This is a genomic window from Reinekea forsetii (assembly GCF_002795845.1).
GTDB classification, from domain to species: Bacteria; Pseudomonadota; Gammaproteobacteria; order Pseudomonadales; family Natronospirillaceae; genus Reinekea; species Reinekea forsetii.
Genome location: NZ_CP011797.1, coordinates 232805 through 251686 on the forward strand (window position 1 = coordinate 232805; position 18882 = coordinate 251686).

Genomic DNA, 18882 nt, shown 5'->3' on the forward strand with positions numbered 1-18882 from the left:
CTTCGCCTGTTTTTATATACAGTAGCCCAATTATGACCTCCTTGCAGCTCGACTTGCTCAACCCACAACAACACGCCGCCGTGACCAGCGAGAGCCAACATCTATTGGTGCTGGCCGGAGCGGGTTCCGGTAAAACGCGGGTATTGACTCACCGTATCGGTTGGTTGGTTGCGGCGGGTCTGGCGTCGCCCTTTAGTGTTCTGGCGGTGACCTTTACCAATAAGGCCGCCAAAGAGATGAAGAGCCGGATCGAGGCCCTCTTAGAGACTCCGGCCCACAGCCTATGGGTCGGCACCTTTCACGGCCTGGCGCATCGGCTGTTAAAGGCGCACTGGCAACAGGCTAAGTTGCCGCAAAACTTTCAGGTGATGGACAGCGACGATCAGCTGCGGCTGGTCAAACGTATTATCAGCGAATTGAACATCAGTGATGAACGGATTGTGCCCAAGCAGGTGCAGTGGTTTATCAATGGCCAAAAAGATGAGGGGCGCCGCGCCGCTTATGTGATGTCGCACGGCGACTGGTATGAAGACACCCTAAAAGAAATTTACACCCGCTATGAGGCGATCTGCCAGCTCAGCGGTTTGGTCGATTTTGGTGAGTTGCTGCTGCGTGCGCATGAGTTATGGCTCAATCAGCCCTCGGTCTTGGAGCACTACCAGACTCGCTTCAGCCATATTCTGGTCGACGAGTTTCAGGATATCAACGAGATCCAATACGCTTGGTTGCGGGTCTTGGCCGGCGATCGATTGAGCCTAACCATTGTCGGTGACGATGACCAATCGATCTACGGCTGGCGCGGCGCCAAGGTAGAAAATATTCAGACCTTCGATGTCGACTTTGAGGGCGCCGAAGTCGTGCGCCTAGAGCAGAACTATCGTTCGACGGCGACCATTCTCGAGGCCGCCAACACGGTAATCGGCAACAACCAGGGGCGCCTGGGCAAGGATCTATGGACCGATGGCGATAAGGGTGAACCGATCCGACTCTATGCCGGCTTTAATGAGCAGGACGAAGCGCGCTATATAGCCGATGAAATGAATCGGTTGATTGAAGCGGGAACCAACCCAACCGATATTGCCCTACTGTATCGCTCGAACGCTCAATCGCGCGTGCTCGAAGAAGCCCTGATTCACCTCCAAGTGCCCTATCGTATCTATGGCGGAGTGCGTTTCTATGAGCGGCTGGAAATCCGCAATTCGGTTGCCTATTTGCGGCTGATTCTGAACCAGCAAGACGATGCCTCGATGGAACGGATTATGAACGTGCCGCCGCGCGGGATCGGCAATAAGACGCTGGAAACCCTGCGCATCTTGGCGCGTGAGCAAGGCTGTTCACTCTGGCAGGCGGCGCAAATGGCCTTGGACAACAAGGTCCTAGCGACCCGAGCGGCCAATGCCCTAGTCGACTTTATTAAGCTGATCGTTGACTTGACCGAGACCGTGCTGGAACAGGATGATCTGGGCGCGATGGTCAAGCTGGTCAACGATGCCTCCGGGATGATCGAATACCATGAAAAAGAAAAGGGTGAAAAAGGCCGTACCCGGGTTGAGAACCTTAACGAACTGATCAGTGCCGCCCAGAGTTACACTACCGAAATCGATTTTTCAGCGCCGGCGGAACGACTGGCGCAGTTTATCAGCGAAGCGTCGCTCGATGCCGGCGACAACCAGGCCGATGAGTTTGAGGACAGCGTGAATCTGATGACCCTGCACAGCGCCAAGGGTTTGGAATTTGACTATGTGTTTCTCGCCGGGTTGGAAGAAAACCTGTTTCCGCACAAGATGTCGCTGTCCGATGCCGGGGGCATTCAGGAGGAACGTCGCCTGGCCTATGTCGGCATCACCCGTGCACGCACCCTGCTCACTCTGACCTATGCCGAGAGTCGGCGTCTCTATGGTAATGAAACCTTTAACACCTTGTCGCGTTTTGTTCGGGAGATACCCGACACTTTGCTGCACGAGGTGCGCCTGCGTTCCACCGTGTCGCGGCCGGTCAACTTTGGCCTGCAGCAGGACATGGCGATCGGCGACGCCGGTCTGTCGATCGGGCAACGGGTCAATCACCCGATGTTTGGCGAGGGCATTATCGTCAATGCCGAGGGCGGTGGCGCCCAGACCCGCGTATTGGTCGCCTTTGACGATGGCAAGGAGCGCATGCTGATGCTCCAGTATGCCAACTTGCAAGCGGTTTAAGCGAGGCTGAGATGGCCTTGGTGGAATCGTTTAGTGTCATACAGGGAGTGGCGCCGAGGATCTTGGTGCTTGGCTCGATGCCCGGCATCGCATCGTTGCAGCAACAGGCTTACTATGCTCATCCGCGCAATGCCTTCTGGCCGATTATGGCCAGTTACTTTCAGTTCGATGCCCAGCAACCCTACGCCGCACGCTTAAGCCATCTGACCGATCGGGGTATTGCCCTATGGGATGTCTTGCAGCGTTGTGAACGTGCCGGCAGCCTGGACAGTGCAATTAAGGCCGAGTCGATGGTGGCCAATCGGATCGACCTTTGGCTGCAGCAAACTCCGAGCGTGGTGGCGGTGTTCTGTAATGGCGCTAAGGCCGGCCAGTTGTTGCAGCGCTATTATCCAACCCTAGCGGCCGAGGGTCTCAGTATTGAGACGCTGCCCTCGACCAGCCCAGCCCATGCCGCCCTGCCGCTGGCCACTAAAATGCAACGCTGGCATCAGAGCTTGCAACAGTGCATTGGGCCATCCTACGACTAGAGCCATTGCCAATAAGTTCGCACAGTACTGGATCTGCTAGCGAACCCGGCCAAACCGAACATTTGACTGCTGCCGGGGCTGTTTTATCGCTTATCCTCAATGACTGTTGGAATGGCCGTCGTATTGGACTACTCTAAGGGCCTTAACTGCTCTCAATGGGAACTTGCTGCATGTATCCAAACCTAACTGCCATCGGAATAACCAATCCTGACGCGGTCGAAAAATATACGGTTCGTACCGAGGGTCATTTCGATGTCCTCAAGGTTTACTATAACCGTGAAAAAGGCGATCTGTTTGCGCGCAGTGAGAAGTTCAAATACCCGCGGCAACACAAGCGCGTTAAGGTAGACAGCGGCACCGGCGCATACAACGACACGACCGAAATCTCCACGACCCTGCGCTATGTGATCGAAGAGCTGGATCAGGTTGCTAAACAGGAATCGATCCCAGAGCTGGATCTGAAGAAGAAAATATTACAAGACTTGCGCCATTTGGAGAAGGTTGTGCAGTCTAAAATTGCTGAAATTGAAGCAAACCTAGAACGCCTGTAGCCCTGATAGATCGAATGAGCTGCTAAGGTTCCATTCTCGGGTCGCAACGTCGGCCCGTTCGCCATCTGCCTAACCCAAACCCTATTGCTCATTTTTCCCGGGAACCCTCTGTGCTGTCACTGTTGTTATTTTCGCTGCAAATCACCCTGCCCATTGCGATCTTGGTCTTATTAGGCACCCTTTTTAAACGCATCGGTTGGATTGACGAACCCTTTAACCAGTCGGCATCGAAGCTGGTGTTTAATGTTGCCCTACCGTCGCTGCTATTTGTCAATATTCTCAAAGCCGAGTCGGGCAAAACCATCGATTGGACCATTATTGGCTTTGGCGTGGCGTTCACCCTAGCCGCTTTTTTTATGCTGTCACTATTGAGCCATTGGGTTACCGGGATCCGAGAGGAACGCGGAGTCTTCGTCCAGGGCGCCTTCCGCGGCAATATGGGTATTGTCGGCCTGGGTTTTTGCTTGAGTGCTTTCGGTGCAGACGGCGCCACCTTGGCGTCGGTTTATCTGGCGGTGTTATCGCTGGTCTATAACATCCTGTCGGTGATCACCCTGAATCGTTGGGCGCCGCAATCGGGCAACGCCAATGTGGTGGTTGCGTCGCTCAAAAGTTTGGCCAGAAATCCATTGATCATTGCCATACTCGCAGCAAGTGCGTTGCGCCTATCGGGTATTGGCGTGCCCGACTTCATTCTCGTTTCGGGCGAATATTTGGCCCAGATGACCCTGCCGTTGGCGTTGCTGAGCATCGGCGCCAGCCTATCTTGGTCGGGCTTTTTAACGGGGGGCAAGGTGACGGCCTATGCCTCGGCGCTAAAGCTGATTCTGATACCCTATTCGGCCGCCGTGTTGGGCTATCTAGTTGGTTTTCGTGGCATGGAGTTGGGCGTGATGTATCTGATGATGGCCACCCCGACTGCGGCGGCCAGCTATATGATGGTCCGCGCCATGGGCGGTAACGCCAGCCTGGCTGCGAGCATTATTGCCATGACCACCGTCGCCAGCCTTTTTACGACCAGCTTTGGCCTAGTGGCGATGAAGGCGCTGCAGTGGATCTAACGATCGCCCTTTGGTTCACCCAGCGCGCGCGCGGATTTTAACATAGTGACCTCAGGCCTGACCGAATCTGAGCCGGCCTCATCGCCGATCAAGGCCGTTAGCTGCTCATCGATTGACTCCAGCGCGGCGGCGATCCGTTCCAAGGCCGACCTAGACGTCTGACCGATCGAATCGGCGGGCTTCGGTGGCGCGACCTGGGGCTGCGCCATGGCGACGCTCGACACCCCTAGCTCATTTTTGATGGCGTCGATGTCGGCCGTTATCAGGTGCGTTCGCTCTTCGGCAAAGGCACACAGCAAGAGGCCATCGCTGATTTTGTTGACCAGGCGGGGGATGCCCGCGGAATATTGGTGCACCCGCTCGATAATGTTGTGCGGAAACAACTCGACCCGCTCCATGCCGGCGATGCGCAGGCGATGCTGGATATAGCGCTCGGTATCGTCGAGCGACAGACCTTCCAAGTGAAAGAACAGTTTTACCCGCTGACTGAGTTGTGGAATGGCAGCAATATGGTCAGACAATTCCGGTTGACCGAGCAAGATCACTCGCAAAATCGGCCCCTGTGAGCTCTCCATACCAGCCAACATGCGAATGTCTTCGAGGTTTTCATAACTGAGATTTTGCGCCTCATCGATCGCCAGTAAAACGGGGATGCCCTTATCGGCTAATTGCCGCAAGTGATCATTAAGGGCAAAGACGATATTAACCTTGGTCGCGTCAGCCAAGCTGATACCGGCCTGATGCAGAAGCGTCTGAAACAGATCATCGCCCCGCAAGTTGGTATAGGCAATTTGGAAGAGTTGCACCTCTTCTTTTACATCGGAGATCATTTTTTTCAATAGGGTGGTCTTGCCCGAGCCAATCTCCCCGCTGATCACCACAAAGCCTTCCGGGCTCCAGATGGCCGAATCCATAAACACAAAAGCCCGGGAATGTTGCCGGGACATGTAGAGAAAATCCTCTTCTGGCGCCATGCGAAAAGGATGGCGTTCGAAACCAAAGTGCTTTAAATACATAGCAACCGCTCTCCTTGGGTTGTGGGTTCGCCTTACAAACGCCAAAGCGGCACGTTAGCCGCAGCGAACGAGACACGATCCATAATCGACTTTACATCATAGACGCCCGCACCAGGCCTCAACATGGCAGCGAAATCGCGCGCGTTCAGGGCCTTATATTCGGTATGTGCGACACAGATGATTATCGCCGCCAGATCGGTTAGCTCGGATAACTCGGATAATTCAATGCCATACTCCTGGCGCGTTGTGGCTGGATCGGCATGGCCATCCTGTACCAGCGGCTCGACCCCCCAACTCTGCAGACCCCGGATTACATCGATAACCTTGGAGTTGCGAATGTCTGGGCAGTTCTCTTTAAAGGTGATGCCCAAAACCCCGACTCGGGCACCCTTGACCGGCTGGTTATTGGTGATGAGCTTCTTGACCAGCTCGCCCGCCAAATAGCCACCCATGCCGTCATTGATGCGCCGGCCGGCGAGAATGACATCGGGATGATAGCCGAGCTTCTCAGCCTTATGGGTTAGATAATAGGGGTCGACACCAATACAGTGACCGCCGACCAGGCCGGGCCGGAAGGGTAAAAAATTCCACTTGGTGCCGGCCGCTTCCAATACTTCAAAGGTGTCGATATGCATATGATTGAAGATAATCGCCAGTTCATTCATCAATGCGATATTTAGGTCGCGTTGGGTGTTCTCAATAACCTTGGCCGCCTCGGCGACCTTAATGCTGGCGGCGCGATGGACGCCGGGTTTGACCACCGATTCATAGACCGCCGCAATAATCTCCAGCACCTCCGGGGTTTGACCCGACACGATCTTGAGAATATTGGTGAAGGTGCGTTCCTGATCACCTGGGTTAATTCGTTCTGGTGAATAGCCGACGAAGAAGTCGCGGCCACAGACCAGGCCAGACGTTTGCTCTAGGATCGGCACGCAGTCCTCTTCGGTGGTGCCCGGGTAGACGGTCGATTCGTAAACCACTATGTCGCCCGGCTTTAGATGCGGCCCAAGGGTTTCCGACGCGCGGATCAATGGGGTCAGATCCGGTTGCTTGGAATCATTGATCGGCGTTGGGACGCCAACTATATGAAAGTCGGCCCTCGCCAAATCCGCAGGATCACTGGTATAAAAGATATCGCTCGCGGCCAACTCTGCGCTGGATACCTCCAAGCTACGATCCAGACCCCTTTGCAACTCGGCGATGCGCCGACTATTGATATCAAAGCCAATGCTCTGGCGTTGCTTACCAAAGGCCACCGCCACCGGCAAGCCAACATAACCCAAGCCGATAACGGAGATGGTGCGACTGTGCATGCTGGTCATAACTGTTCCTTATAATTAAGCGGTTGAGCCTGCTTGATCAGGACGCCTGCCGTGGGACTGTAGGTCTCGGTCGGATTAAAGAACGCTAAGCTGTCGGACAGGGTGCCAAAATCGAAGTCATCAATGAGCCGGTTCAGGCGGCCTTCGCATCGTTCCAAGTTGGTGTAATGACGAAAGCGGGCGAACCAACTGGCCGTGTGAAAGCGTGGCTGATCGGGATCGACTTCCCAGGGGTGTAGGTAGAAAACTTTCGGCACCCGGTTGCCCTGACTGGCTCGATTAAACAGAAATTTGAACAGTGCATAGGGAAACTGACGAAAATAGCCGCCCCCAGCGACCGGAATATTAAGGCCGGAAAACCTGGCCGCGGTGAGCGGGAATTCGGTTAATGCCAGGCCAGTGCGGGTTTGAATGCGGTAGGGCTGATTGGGTGTATTGGGCATGCCGTAATTATCATGGTAGATCGGAAAGATGCTGGAGTCCCAGGTAAAGCCCAATTCGGTGAGTATATCGAGGGCCCAGAGGGATTTATCGGTGATCGAGTAGCTGGCCGCCCGGTAACCCTCGATCGGCGCTTGGCTCAGATCTTCCAGTATGCTCTTGGCGCGTTCAGTTTCGGCGCGAAACAGGGCCGGCGTCTGGCCATAGATCAGTTGATGGCTGTAACCATGGGATGCAATTTCATGACCGAGGTCGGCTATCTCTTTGACCAAGTGCGGATAGCGTTCGGCGACCCAGCCGAGGATGAAAAAAGTCCCGTTTATTTTTTTGTCAGCAAAGATCTCGAGGATTTTATGAGTATTGTGAACGACACGAGACGGTTGCTGTGGCCACTGCGCTGGGCTCACTACCTTGCTGAGCGCGGCGACATGAAAATAGTCCTCGACGTCGATCGTCATGGCGTGCAGGGTGCGCGGCACTATCGCCGAATCCTTGGCATAAAGCATAATTACATCCAGTAATAATTTTTATTGTTAGCTAAAATTTATAGCAAAGTTATAAATTTATTGTAGTTCGATAATTTTTAATTCCTGGGTTTTACGCTTCTTATACAGTGTATTGTCTTCTTGTTATGGCTTGTGGTTTGAATTATTTCAGTGCAGTATCTATTTTTATAAGCGACCCGGTTGGCTGGATGCCGTTACCTTTTTTAACTGCAAGGAAGCATGTGTGTCTTATATTAATATTGCTAAAAATCATCGACACCTACCCTATCTGGTCCTGGCTGTATTAGAGTTTTTTCTGCTGTTTCTTAGTCTTTATATTGTCAAAGCCATACAGATATTATTGAATGTTCTGCCTGAGTCTACCCTTTCATCGGACCCCGTCGTCGCAATGATTTATGCCGCTTTCTTGAGTTGCGACTCACTCGCTATGGGGGTCTATTTGGCGATGATGCGCGACAGCTTTAAGGCGATGTTTTTTCGCACCCTAGTGGCCTATTGTTTCTTAGGCGTACTGTCATTGTCGCTGTTGTCCTCTATCTGGCCATTCTTTAATTTGGTCGGTAGTAATCTGTTTTGGGTTGTTATGGTCTCAACCGGCTTAACCCTCATTGCGCGTCGGATTTTTAATCGCTTAGTCGCCTCCGATCGACTGTCATTGCGAGTGCTGGTGTTGGGCACCGATGCGACCGCGCGCCAGCTGCAGATCGAGTGCGAACAACACCGGCGCAGTTTGAATATTCGTGTGGTCGCCTATCTGGGGTCTGCGCAGGCGGCTATCGCCCCGAGTCAGTGTGCCGCATTGCCAGAAGACCTATTACGTTATTGCATCGACCAGCGCATTGTGGAAATCATCGTGGCGCAACAGGAACGACGGGGGAGCGATGACAGCAATGCTCTGATGAATGAACTGATTCGTTGCAAGCTGCACGGCATTGCGGTGACGCATGCGCTGTCTTTTTATGAACGCGAATTGCAGCGCGTTAAACTGGATATTCTTGAGCCTTCGTGGATTATTTTTGCCAATGGTTTTCCAGTATCGCGCCTGCGCGACCTTACCAAGAGACTCTTCGATTTGAGTATCTGTTTGGTTTTGGCCCTAGTGCTGGTGCCCTTCATGACTATCGCGGCACTGTTGGTGTTCTTCGAAACTGGCCGGCCGATTCTCTATTCCCAAGTTCGAGTAGGCAAGGGTGCACACCGCTTTAAAATCTATAAATTGCGTTCAATGCGCCAGGACGCAGAGCAGGGCGGTAATGCGGTCTGGGCTAAGGCCAATGATGACCGGGTAACCAAGGTCGGCGCTTTCCTGCGCAATACTCGGCTCGATGAGATCCCTCAGCTGTGGAATGTGCTAAGAGGCGAGATGAGTTTTGTGGGTCCACGCCCAGAGCGGCCAGAGTTTGTTGCCCAGCTAAATGAAAAAATTCCATTCTATGCACATCGGCATACTGTCAAGCCGGGTCTTATGGGCTGGGCGCAACTGAACTACCCCTATGGCGCATCGGTGGCCGATGCTAAGGGTAAGCTCGAATACGATCTCTATTACGCCAAAAATCACAGCCTGCTAATGGATCTATTGATCGTTATTCAGACGGTCGAGGTCATATTGCTCGGCAAAGGAGTGCGTTGACCGTGAAGTCAGTTATCAAAGGGTTTTTGTTGAGGTTCTGCGCTCCGTTCGCAATGCTTTGGCTGATCGGCTGCGCCACGGCCCCGGCCATCAGTTCAGTGCCAGAGCTGACCTATAGCCAACAAGCCTATGTGATCGGTATTGCCGATCAGTTGCGCATAGATGTCTGGCGCAATGCCGACCTGACTCGTGACGTTAGGGTCCGCCCAGATGGTTTTATTACCATGCCGTTGATGGGCGATGTTCAGGCCCAGGGTCAAACACCAGAGGCCTTGGCCGCGATCATCAGCCAAGAACTGAAGGCGGTCATTAAAAATCCGGAAGTGGCCGTGACTGTATCCAACCCGGTCAGTGTCACCTACCAGTTTCGAGTGCGCGCCCTCGGTCAGGTCAACCAACCCATATCGGTTGCCTTTACCGCAGGTATGACCGTTGTTGACCTAGTCTTGGCCGCCGGGGGTGTCAGCCCCTTTGGCGCAGCGCAGCGAACCATTTTGTATCGCCTCACGCGCGCGGGCTATGTCGAGCATCCGGTGCACCTCAATGCCATTTTGCTCAGGGGTGAGATCGCGACCAACTACCTATTACAGCCGGCCGATATTTTAATTATTCCGGAAAAGAGTGTTTGGAAGGGGGAGTTCTAATGGATCCAAGTCACCTCAGTGAACTGTTGCATGCCCTGAAGATGGAGCTGCTGCGTTACCGCAATGCGTTGGTCGGGGTTTTTATGCTGCTCTCTGCTGCCGTCCTGGTGGCCGGCCATCTGTTACCCAAGACCTATAGCTCCAGGGTAACCCTATACGCCGATGTGACCAATATTATCGGCTCCTTGCTGCAAGGCAAGGCCGAAATTACCAAGATAGACCGGGCTAAGGAAGCCCGTGAGACCATCTTTACCGATCGTATTTTACGCTCAGTGGCGCGCAAGGCCGGATTCGATTCACCCGATGCGGCTATTGCGCAATTACGTGCGCGGATGGATATTAGTGCCAGCGGTGACTATGTGATGATCCAATATGGCTCGTCGTCGCGCGACGAATCCTTTAACGTGATCGATGCAACGACGCAAACTTTTCTCGCCGAAGCGGCGCGCAAAAAACGTGAGGAGTCACAGAGTGCATTCGAATTTATCGACGCCCAGGTAAACAGTTATAAACGGCAATTGGAGCAGGCTGAAGACCGCTTAAAAGACTTCTCGGCGTTGAATATCGACATCACCGAACAAAGTGTGTCGAATCGGGTGACCCAATTTAAAAATGACATTCAGGTTCTTAAACTGAGCATAGAGGACAGCGTCTCCCGTCTGGCCAGTTTTGAAACCGAACTGCAAAACGAAGCGGAATTTTTGCGGATTGAAATCGATCGCAACCAATCGTTCGAGGAGCGTCAACTCGAAGCCTTCGAGCAGCAGTTGGCGGATTTGCGTTTGACCTACCTCGACAGCCATCCGGATATTATCAGCCTAAAGGACCAGGTTGACGCCTTGCGCGGTCGGGTGGCGATCATTGTGACCGAGGCGGCCGACAATAAAAGTTTCTCGCAGATTGAAAACCCATCCTATACCAGTCTAAAGGATGTCATCAATAAAGAGCGCGCGGATCTGACGGCGAATCGAAATCGCTTGTCCAGTACCGAACGCCTGTTGCAAGGTGAACTGTCGAATGCCGAGACGGTAGCGGAAAAACAGGCGACGCGGCAGGAACTGAACCGAGACTATGCGGTTACCAAGGATGTCTACGAAGATATGCTGAAACGCCGTGAGAGTGCCCGCTTGTCGATGACGCTTGATATCGAAGGCCAGGGGGTGTCCTACAAAATCCATGAGCCGGCCTCCTACCCGGTGCGCTCCGATGGTCTGCAGTTGGTGCACTTCGCCCTGCTCGGGCCATTGTTAGGGCTGATGGTGCCGCTGGGCTTTATTCTTGCGTGGTTGCTCATCGATCCGCGCATCCGTTCGGCGTCCTTACTTAGCGCGAAGCTGCCGGCCCATTTACCCCTAATGACCTCGATACCCATCTATAACGGTACCTTAGCGAAATTTACCAGCCAACGCGCCTTGGTCTTGCTGGGCAGTCTCTGCTTGGCCTATCTGCTGCTCTACGCACTGTTGAGTAGTGGGTCCTTTGAGCTGTCCGCATTAGGCCTTTTTTAATAGTGAGCCAACGGTTTTTGGAGCGTCGATATGGATCAAAATAAGCTTGTGCGAGCCTTTGAAAAAAATCGCGCTGAACGGATCCCCAAGCACCAGGGCACCCAGGATATCAGGCTGCGGACCCTAGCCGATGTTGGGCCGCGCCACGGCGCTGGCAAGGTGCTGCAAGTCGCGCCAGTCACTTCGCTATCGGACATGCGCAATCCGCGGCCGATGCCGACCCATGACATGAAAGCAAAGAGCCTAGTCTATGCCGGTATGAAGCATCGCGCAGTACTGAATGCCTATCGCGAGTTGCGCATTAAATTGCTCGATCAAAGTGAGTCGCAGAATCTCAGCGTAATGATCAGTTCGGCCGACTCGACCGACAATGGTATTACTACCGCGCTAAATCTGGCGATTTCCTTTTCACTCGAGGTTCATTCCTCCGCACTCTTGATCGACTGCAACCCCTATAGGAGCGACTTGCCGCAATTGGTCACCGCGCCACTCACGCTTGGCATCACCGACTTGCTCATGACCGCAGGCATGGGCCTGGGCGAGATAATCTATCCGAGCGGCATCGAGCGGGTGAATGTGATTCCAGTCGGCAACAGTCCGTCTGCAGCAGTGGAACTGTTTTCCTCGCATGCGATGCAGGATCTGATATATGAATTGAAGAATCGTTACCGCGACCGGGTTATCGTGATTAATGCACCGCCGGTGTTGGCCAGCAGCGAAGCGCGGGTGCTGGCGCGCTATTGCGACCAGTGCCTGCTAACGGTGCCCTATGGCCAGGCAGATATGGCCACTATTGAAGACGCCATTACAGCACTGGGTTCGACCAATCTGTCCGGCCTGGTTTATCGGCAATAGTGGCTGGGATGATGCCATTGCCGGCAACGGCCTTACTAATATTGGGGTGTCTGGCCATGACGCAGAGTGCTGCTCAGGTCGACTGGTCTGGTGCGCTTAGCGGTGAAGTGATAGGCGTCGATCGACAAGTCGGTGCGTACCTAGTGCCGACGCTCGCGGTCGATTATCAGGGTCGCCAAATGGACCTGTCATGCGCAGTGACCAGCCGACTTGATGGCCAACAGGCAGAGCAACCGGTTGAAAGCTGGCAAAGCCAAAACAGTCTCATCTGGCGCCCTGCCGGTAGTCCTCTCTCCGGTCGCCTAGTCTTCGATCATCAGCAGCTCGATCCACCGCAGATCCGCGCCGAGCGGCAAGCAAATGATGACCTAAGCGGCACACTGGGCCTATTGGTGCCTCAAACCATGAGCCTGGCCCATCAGTTGGAGCTAACCGGCCGTTATCGTAACCGACGCTCGGGTAACACCTTGCACAACCAACTCGATGAATGGAGCGCAAGCGGTGATTACCGGCTGAACTGGCAACGCGACGCTCGAACCCAGTGGCGCACCGGCTTGACTCTGCTGCTCAGCGATCGCGGCACGCGGTCAGTGCAGGGCAGTTTGGGCTGGCAATGGCAGGCAACGCGCTTTAGTCATGCGGCCAGCCTGATCGGGGGGCGCAACGAACAGGATGGCCAAGCGGTCGATAGCCTGGGTTGGAACGGCGTGCTCAGTTATCAGCGGGGCAATTTGGGATGGCGCCTGCGCGGCGAGCACAGCCAGACCGATGCCATCAGTTTGTTTCAAGCGGCCGGGCTCGATGCGCCCGTTACCCAACAGAGGCAGCTGTTAGTCGACCAACTGACCGTGAGCGTGTTTGGCGTGCAGCCGATCGACTCGGTGACCCTAACGGCCGACTTTAGCGTGGGCCGGAGCCGCGCGCTCTTTAACCTGGATCTGCTCGATCTGGATGATCAAGCGCGCCAGCACTTTCAACAGTTTAGGACTGACCTGACTTGGCAGTCGTCCAGCGCTACCTGGGTGCAGCTCGGTTGGCAGCGACGCTTGCAACAGGAGGTTAGCCGCACCCAGGTCACAGCGGAGCTCAACCGGACCCTGAACCGGCGCTGGTCACTGGACGGCCGTTTGGCCCAGAATGTGTCGGGCCAGGAGAAACCACTCGATTGGTCGGTGGCCATCAAGTACCAATTTTAAGCGCCGGGTCGTTACAGACCGCGGGTTTGTGGTCACCGTGCGACAGGGGTGCTCGCTGGAATCAGTCTGCTCAACAAGGCGAAAAAATGATAACCACTAGAACGGAGTTGGCTGCAAGATGACCACTTTTTTTCACCCCGAACAGGCGCACACGACGTTGTTTCAAAGCCCCGCCTGGCACCAGGCCTGGCACCACAGTTGGCGACCCATTCTGGAACAGGACCCCCAGCTTAACGCGATTTCAGTCGCCGGCGCCTATCAGACATGGGCGTCCCTTAAGGGGATAATACCGGTTTGCAGCTTAGTGCCGTTCGGCTGCCAGGGCCCCCGGTTGGGTTCGATGCGCAGCGAATACTGGCATCAAGTAGCGGCCATCGACAGCCGGCCGCCGAGTATTGAGGGCTGGCTGCAACGTGCCTTGCCCTATATCAAGCACCAGCTGTTGTTGCCCGATGTGATATTTGACAGCGCCAGCCACGAAGCGATTCGTCGCTTTGCTGCGGCCCATAAACTGACCCTATTAGAGCGCAACGAGTCGTGCGCCTATGCCGTTGACTGCCAGAGCCATTCCTTTACCACCTATCTCGCGCAGCTGGGGTCTAGTAGCCGCTTAAAACTCTTTAACCGCCGAAAGCGCTTGGCACAAGTAGGGCATGTCCGGGTCGTGAACCGCTGGCCAGATATCACCGGCTTCATCGAGCAGATTAATGGCTTTCATCAGTCTCGTTGGGGCCGGCCCTGTTTCACGGCGCCGAATCGAATCTTTATCGAACAACTCTTGACTCAGTTAGTGGCTGACGGACATCGAGTGGATCTGTCAACGCTAATCGTGGATGAGCAGGTGGTCTCGGTGCTACTCGATCTAACCGTCAATAAGCGGACCTATAATCTGCAAGGGGGATTCTTGGAGTCTCGTTTCAACGGTATCTCCTTAGGCACCCTACATTTTGGTTACCAAATCGAAAAGGCTTTTTTGGACCCTGATGTACTGGCGTATGACTTTATGGCCGGAGACGGTAAAAATAGCAACTACAAGGAAAAGCTTGCCACCTTGAAGACCCAGTTGGTCGATTTGGCTCTGGTCAAGAGTCGCTGGTTGGCCGCCTGTTATCGTTTGAACGCACAAAAAAATCGTTTGTTAGATTAGTAGCCCGCGCGCTTTCGAAAATAATTCATTTGTGCCAGAGCTAAACGTTTATAACCGACCATAAGATCCTGCGTTAGAGCCTCGGTTTTATCCGCTGAAAAGTGAGTTCCTTGGCGCGCTCAATCCAACTGCAATATTGAATGAAATGGCTGATGTTGTCGGTAAAACTAAAGCGTCTTAGGGCAAAAATATCGTTACGCCGATGTCGGCCTATATCGATATAGCCGGGTTCGGACGAGAGCGCGGCGATCATCCCCGCCTTACGCACCATTTGTTTTTCACGCGCGCCAAAGTCGAGATCCGGCCGGCCGGTGGGGTAACAAAAAATGGGCACTGGATGGCGCAGTTCGTCCTGCAGTCGCTGCCAGCTTTGACTGATTTCACGGCGCGCATCGTCCTCTCCCATCTGAGTCAAGATCAGATGCCGGCAGGTATGGGGCCCGAACTGGATACAGTCCGATTCGAGTGCGCGCGCCTGGGCCCAGGTCATGGGTTGATAGCCGATCGGCGCGCTCGCGGGCACCCTCACCCCCAGAGTAAAAGCCAGCTGATCGAGGGCCTGGTGGGTCGATTCTATCGGTTGGCTCTTTAGGTGGCTTCTAAGCGTGCGGATGAATTGGCGTTTATGGCCCTCATCGTCTAACGCTGCGGCAAAGGATCGTGCTGCAAGGCGGATATTGACGTGGCTTAGTAGGGTGCGGGTAACGATAAATTCCAACTGATAGTCCCAGGACCAACTCTGCTTATCGAGCATGTCGGTCGCCATAAAGAGGGTAACCGGAATACGATAGCGTTCAAACAGGGGCAAGGCCAGTTCGGCCTGTTCTTGAAAGCCGTCGTCTAGGGTAAAGGCCACCGCACGCGGCGGTAAGGGTCGTTTATCGATCAGGGCCTGGGCCAGCTCGTGGATCGAAATGCCGGTATAGCCGTGGTGGGTTAAATAGCTTAGCGCCCGTTCAATGAGGGCTAACGGATGGCCGCGGACGCCGTGTCTTGGGTCGGCAATACGATGCAGCATAAAAACCGGAACGCATCGGCTGCGCAACGGTTGCATTAGCGTGCCGATAGGATGGGCGGCCAGGGCGCGTACGGTTAACTCGGATAGTGCTTTCCTTAGCATGCTCATATTTATTCCATCAAATATAACCATTAACTTTGTCACAAAATGGGGCCTAGCAATAGAGTAGTTTTGGGATCGACTCTGCAAATTTCACTATGGAATATTTTTTATAATGGGCGGGCCGATTATTTTTGTTAGCCAGACTGGCAATTTTTGCCACAGCTTGATAAGCAATTTTAACTTGGGGTTGTCGGGGTTATGACTGCGCGAGGCTGTCCCTATCGTCGTGGGATAATACCAATAGTGTGCCACCGGCAGGGCGCCCCATTGTTTTTTGAATTTATAGGTATTGGCGTCTTGGGTCGAACGGCCAAAGTCAAAAAAACCATAACCCTCGGCGATGGCGTGGGTCAGGATTTGTCGGTACATCCACATGTTCATATTCAAGCCATTGACCGACCTAAGCGTGGACGCCCAGGGTATTTCGAGCACCTCCTGATAGCCCAGTAAAAAGCCCACTGAGACCGCCTTGGCGTCAAGGTAGCAGACCACCAAGCTGGCCTTCAATTCTCGTGCGGCTAACAGTTGAGCAAACCAGACCTTGCTATACACTGGGGTGCCTAGGTCGCGCATGTTGTGGGCGAATACTCGATAGAAGTCATCGAGCAATTCCGCGCCGCCGAAGCGCACAGCTGGTTTAGATGTCTTGGCCTTATTGACCTGCGCACGTACCTTTGCACCCAGTTCGGCCTCGAGGTCGGCGTCGCGCTCCGGCAGGCGCCGAATCATGCTGACTTTTTCATCGACGCAGGGGAATGGCAGGCCTGCCAGGGTGGTGCGAATTTCGATTTGGTCCAGTGCATCCGTTGTCACCAGATTGCGCGACTGCGCGATCAGTTGCTCGGCTATATCGCGGTAGGCCGTGAGCGGCCCGCCATAATTAAAAAAGCCAACCGATACCGCCTGCCGGCCAAAGAGTCGGCTGCGCATCAGAGTGACCGGCAGGCCGCCGACGACCGTGCCCGAATCGAGCGCGAGCAAAATTTTGCAGCGATGGCCAAAGGCCGTTTGGATGGTGTTGTGAATGACCGGTAGATGATAGACACTGGCCAGGTCGGCCTGCTGCTGCACGAAATTCTGCCAGAGCGGATCTTGGGGATCTTCTAGCCAGCGCCATGCAATGTTTTTGCCATAGTGAGCCAAGGTTCGGGTAAAGCGACTCGGCAACTGCGTTCTTGTAGCGGGTGCCGACTCTTGCAATAGACGGGTGGTTGCCAACCGGATCTGCGCGATGGCCAGCTCGGTGTCACGCACCGTGCAGGAGATGCTGTGCATCTGTAATTTGAGGGCAGTAAGTTGAACCGCGTTCGCGCTAGCAGCCTTAAATAAGCTTGCGAGGCGACCCTTATCAGCCTGCATTTTTTTTAATTTTTTTGCTAAGGCTTGGCTCTGCTGCTGTAAATCTTTCAACTCGCCATAGACCTGCTCAGCCAACGGCGTGGCCAGACTGGCGTTATAGGCCTGTGGATCCTTGAGTATTTTTTTGACATCCATGTCGACTTGCTCCGCAATATGATGAGCCAATTAAGTCTCTGCCCGATGCATTAAAATCGGGTAGAATCGAACTCAGAGTTTACTGAACTTAGGCCGACAAGGGTATCCACGGTCGGCCAATTCGCAAACCCCATTGGTAAAGGAGTGCCATAATGCGGTTTCGTTTCGCCCCCCCAGCAGGGGTCTCAGTCCGGGTCGGGCATTGGCTGCCATTGCTGCCGTTGCTACTGGTCTCTGCGCTGTTGCTGTGGCTGTTGAGAGACACCCTGATACCACTCCATCAACGTTGGACGGCATGGGATGGTGCCTACTCCCACGGTTATCTGTTGGTGTTAGTGTGCACGCTGATGATTGTGCGCGATCTGCTGCCCAAGCTGCACGCCAGCTCAGCCCATTGGCGCTATGTGCCATTGGTGCTAGTGCCCTCATGGCTGTGGAGCGTTGGGTATGCCACGCAACTGGGTGTGCTGCAACAGATCGCCTTGCCGGCCCTGTTGGTCTGCCTGGTCTTGCCGGTCATAGGCTTACGGCGACTTCCCAGCCTGCTATTGCCCTTTGCATTGCTATACTTAGCCATCCCGCTCTGGGAGCTACTCTTGCCGGTATTGCGCAGTCTCACTCGTGAGGTGGCGGCCGTCGGTCTGCGCTTGCTCGAGGTGCCGGCCTATATCGATGGCTTTAACGTCAGCCTGCCCCACGGCACAGTGGTGATTGCCGGGAGCTGTGCCGGCCTCAGTTATCTACTGATGGGTCTGGTGCTGGCGAGCCTAAACAGCTACCACCGGCGCCATAGCCTAAAACATAGGATCATCAGTCTTGCTCTGATGGCGCTATTAGCCTTGGTTAGTAATTGGTTACGCGTCTTTGCCCTGATCCTAATTGCCTATTATAGCCAGATGAAAAACCCGCTGGTGTATGACCACGGTAGCTTCGGCTGGTGGATTTTTGCGGCGGTGTTTTGGCTCTATTTATGGCTGATCCAGCACTTGCCAGAGCATCCCGCAGAGGTCGCTCTCACGCCGGTCTCGCCCTCATTGCGCGCAACCCTACGCGACAGCCCTATTCTGTTGAGCACCGCCGCGTTGGCTCTGGCGCTGCCCCTGTGGTTGTTGGCGCTCAGCGAGCCACGCAGCGATGCCCATTTGAATGCCGTGTTGCCCTCCGATTGGTTGGCCGTATCCGCAGCCCATGCCAATGACCAGTATCAGCCCGAATACACCGGGTTCGATCAGCCTTACTATTGGCAGACCCAATGGTCCGATCGAACCTGGTTGATTGGCCAGCTGGTCTACTTTCAGCAATATCAGGGTAAGGAGCTGATCACTGCGCGCAACCGGATAGTGCCGTCCGATACCGGTGCCATGAACCGCACCGCACTGCGCTTGCCCCAGGGGGAGCAGAGCGGATTGGGCGTGCTGATAATACTGGGCCAACCAGATCGGTTAGTGGTCTATGGCCACCAGATCGGCAAACGCCTTGCACTCAAGCCCTGGGCTGGCAAATGGGCGCAGTTTGGTGAAGTGCTGGCCGGCCGGCCCAATGTTGCGCTCTGGTATGCCACCACCGTCTGCCGCCACCAGAAATGCTCAGCCGAACTTGCCGCGCTCAAGTCTCATCCTGAGATGGTTCTGGGCTGGGTGACGGCAACGGCGCTCTATTGATT

16 protein-coding genes are annotated in these 18882 nt (G+C 54.4%); 11 read left to right on the forward strand and 5 right to left on the reverse strand.

Going from position 1 to position 18882, the window contains the following annotated elements:
* Positions 1-32 precede the first annotated feature (32 nt).
* The 4 genes from uvrD to REIFOR_RS01180 all read left to right on the forward strand — a co-directional run bounded on the left by uvrD (position 33) and on the right by REIFOR_RS01180 (position 4337).
* Entirely contained in the window at positions 33-2195 is a 2163-nt protein-coding gene (gene uvrD, locus REIFOR_RS01165) for a DNA helicase II (RefSeq protein ID WP_100258654.1), read from the forward strand.
* Between the two features lie 11 nt (positions 2196-2206).
* The gene (locus REIFOR_RS01170; RefSeq protein WP_100255821.1) at positions 2207-2725 is read left to right on the forward strand and encodes a DNA-deoxyinosine glycosylase; all 519 of its coding nucleotides are present in this window, start codon (positions 2207-2209) and stop codon (positions 2723-2725) included.
* Between the two features lie 170 nt (positions 2726-2895).
* Positions 2896-3276: a DUF3461 family protein gene (locus tag REIFOR_RS01175; protein ID WP_100255822.1), complete on the forward strand. Its 381-nt coding sequence runs from the start codon at positions 2896-2898 to the stop codon at positions 3274-3276.
* Positions 3277-3386: 110 nt separating this feature from the next.
* On the forward strand, positions 3387-4337 hold the full coding sequence (locus REIFOR_RS01180) for an AEC family transporter (protein ID WP_100255823.1): 951 nt from the start codon (positions 3387-3389) through the stop codon (positions 4335-4337).
* Here REIFOR_RS01180 and REIFOR_RS01185 read toward each other — a convergent pair.
* Genes REIFOR_RS01185 through REIFOR_RS01195 form a run of 3 tightly spaced genes read right to left on the reverse strand, consistent with a single transcriptional unit; the run spans position 4334 to position 7625 of the window.
* Positions 4334-5353: an ExeA family protein gene (locus tag REIFOR_RS01185; RefSeq protein ID WP_100255824.1), complete on the reverse strand. Its 1020-nt coding sequence runs from the start codon at positions 5351-5353 to the stop codon at positions 4334-4336. The two genes, REIFOR_RS01180 and REIFOR_RS01185, sit on opposite strands and share 4 nt — an antisense overlap.
* Before the next feature lie 32 nt (positions 5354-5385).
* The gene (locus tag REIFOR_RS01190; protein ID WP_100255825.1) at positions 5386-6678 is read right to left on the reverse strand and encodes a nucleotide sugar dehydrogenase; all 1293 of its coding nucleotides are present in this window, start codon (positions 6676-6678) and stop codon (positions 5386-5388) included.
* Positions 6675-7625, reverse strand: a complete 951-nt coding sequence (locus tag REIFOR_RS01195) for an XrtA system polysaccharide deacetylase (RefSeq protein ID WP_227003731.1) — start codon at positions 7623-7625, stop codon at positions 6675-6677. The genes REIFOR_RS01190 and REIFOR_RS01195 overlap by 4 nt, the downstream gene beginning before the upstream one ends.
* A 223-nt stretch (positions 7626-7848) precedes the next feature.
* Between REIFOR_RS01195 and REIFOR_RS01200 the strand changes: the two genes are divergently transcribed.
* The 6 genes from REIFOR_RS01200 (at position 7849) to REIFOR_RS01225 (ending at position 14605) form a co-directional block, all read left to right on the forward strand.
* Positions 7849-9255: a TIGR03013 family XrtA/PEP-CTERM system glycosyltransferase gene (locus REIFOR_RS01200; protein ID WP_100258656.1), complete on the forward strand. Its 1407-nt coding sequence runs from the start codon at positions 7849-7851 to the stop codon at positions 9253-9255.
* 2 nt (positions 9256-9257) lie between these two features.
* A complete protein-coding gene (locus tag REIFOR_RS01205; protein WP_227003732.1) occupies positions 9258-9899 on the forward strand; it encodes a polysaccharide biosynthesis/export family protein in 642 nt (213 codons plus the stop codon).
* The gene (locus tag REIFOR_RS01210) at positions 9899-11407 is read left to right on the forward strand and encodes a chain length-determining protein (RefSeq protein ID WP_100255827.1); all 1509 of its coding nucleotides are present in this window, start codon (positions 9899-9901) and stop codon (positions 11405-11407) included. The genes REIFOR_RS01205 and REIFOR_RS01210 overlap by 1 nt, the downstream gene beginning before the upstream one ends.
* Positions 11408-11437: 30 nt before the next feature.
* Positions 11438-12262 (forward strand): CpsD/CapB family tyrosine-protein kinase, encoded by an 825-nt coding sequence (locus REIFOR_RS01215; RefSeq protein WP_100255828.1) that lies wholly within the window; start codon positions 11438-11440, stop codon positions 12260-12262.
* A 56-nt stretch (positions 12263-12318) separates the two neighbouring features.
* Positions 12319-13458, forward strand: coding sequence for a hypothetical protein (locus REIFOR_RS01220; protein WP_100255829.1), 1140 nt, complete (start codon positions 12319-12321; stop codon positions 13456-13458).
* 118 nt (positions 13459-13576) lie between these two features.
* Complete coding sequence (locus tag REIFOR_RS01225) at positions 13577-14605, forward strand: GNAT family N-acetyltransferase (RefSeq protein ID WP_100255830.1); 1029 nt, start codon at positions 13577-13579, stop codon at positions 14603-14605.
* 73 nt (positions 14606-14678) lie between these two features.
* Here the strand turns inward: REIFOR_RS01225 and REIFOR_RS01230 are convergent, their stop codons facing one another.
* Complete coding sequence (locus REIFOR_RS01230; RefSeq protein ID WP_158524257.1) at positions 14679-15731, reverse strand: polysaccharide deacetylase family protein; 1053 nt, start codon at positions 15729-15731, stop codon at positions 14679-14681.
* An 87-nt stretch (positions 15732-15818) separates the two neighbouring features.
* Positions 15819-17219 (reverse strand): FemAB family XrtA/PEP-CTERM system-associated protein, encoded by a 1401-nt coding sequence (locus tag REIFOR_RS01235; protein WP_100255832.1) that lies wholly within the window; start codon positions 17217-17219, stop codon positions 15819-15821.
* A gap of 152 nt (positions 17220-17371) precedes the next feature.
* Here REIFOR_RS01235 and xrt point away from each other — a divergent pair, with 152 nt between their 5' ends.
* The gene (xrt, locus tag REIFOR_RS01240; protein ID WP_100255833.1) at positions 17372-18880 is read left to right on the forward strand and encodes an exosortase; all 1509 of its coding nucleotides are present in this window, start codon (positions 17372-17374) and stop codon (positions 18878-18880) included.
* Positions 18881-18882: the final 2 nt, after the last annotated feature.

Bases quoted from the DNA above. Each gene is read 5' to 3' on its own strand.
- REIFOR_RS01235 (WP_100255832.1), bottom strand. From the start codon at position 17,219: ATGGATGTCAAAAAAATACTCAAGGATCCACAGGCCTATAACGCCAGT.
- REIFOR_RS01185 (WP_100255824.1), bottom strand. From the start codon at position 5,353: ATGTATTTAAAGCACTTTGGTTTCGAACGCCATCCTTTTCGCATGGCG.
- REIFOR_RS01215 (WP_100255828.1), top strand. From the start codon at position 11,438: ATGGATCAAAATAAGCTTGTGCGAGCCTTTGAAAAAAATCGCGCTGAA.
- REIFOR_RS01190 (WP_100255825.1), bottom strand. From the start codon at position 6,678: ATGACCAGCATGCACAGTCGCACCATCTCCGTTATCGGCTTGGGTTAT.
- REIFOR_RS01175 (WP_100255822.1), top strand. From the start codon at position 2,896: ATGTATCCAAACCTAACTGCCATCGGAATAACCAATCCTGACGCGGTC.
- REIFOR_RS01230 (WP_158524257.1), bottom strand. From the start codon at position 15,731: ATGAGCATGCTAAGGAAAGCACTATCCGAGTTAACCGTACGCGCCCTG.
- uvrD (WP_100258654.1), top strand. From the start codon at position 33: ATGACCTCCTTGCAGCTCGACTTGCTCAACCCACAACAACACGCCGCC.
- REIFOR_RS01225 (WP_100255830.1), top strand. From the start codon at position 13,577: ATGACCACTTTTTTTCACCCCGAACAGGCGCACACGACGTTGTTTCAA.
- REIFOR_RS01170 (WP_100255821.1), top strand. From the start codon at position 2,207: ATGGCCTTGGTGGAATCGTTTAGTGTCATACAGGGAGTGGCGCCGAGG.
- REIFOR_RS01210 (WP_100255827.1), top strand. From the start codon at position 9,899: ATGGATCCAAGTCACCTCAGTGAACTGTTGCATGCCCTGAAGATGGAG.
- REIFOR_RS01220 (WP_100255829.1), top strand. From the start codon at position 12,319: ATGACGCAGAGTGCTGCTCAGGTCGACTGGTCTGGTGCGCTTAGCGGT.
- REIFOR_RS01195 (WP_227003731.1), bottom strand. From the start codon at position 7,625: ATGCTTTATGCCAAGGATTCGGCGATAGTGCCGCGCACCCTGCACGCC.
- xrt (WP_100255833.1), top strand. From the start codon at position 17,372: ATGCGGTTTCGTTTCGCCCCCCCAGCAGGGGTCTCAGTCCGGGTCGGG.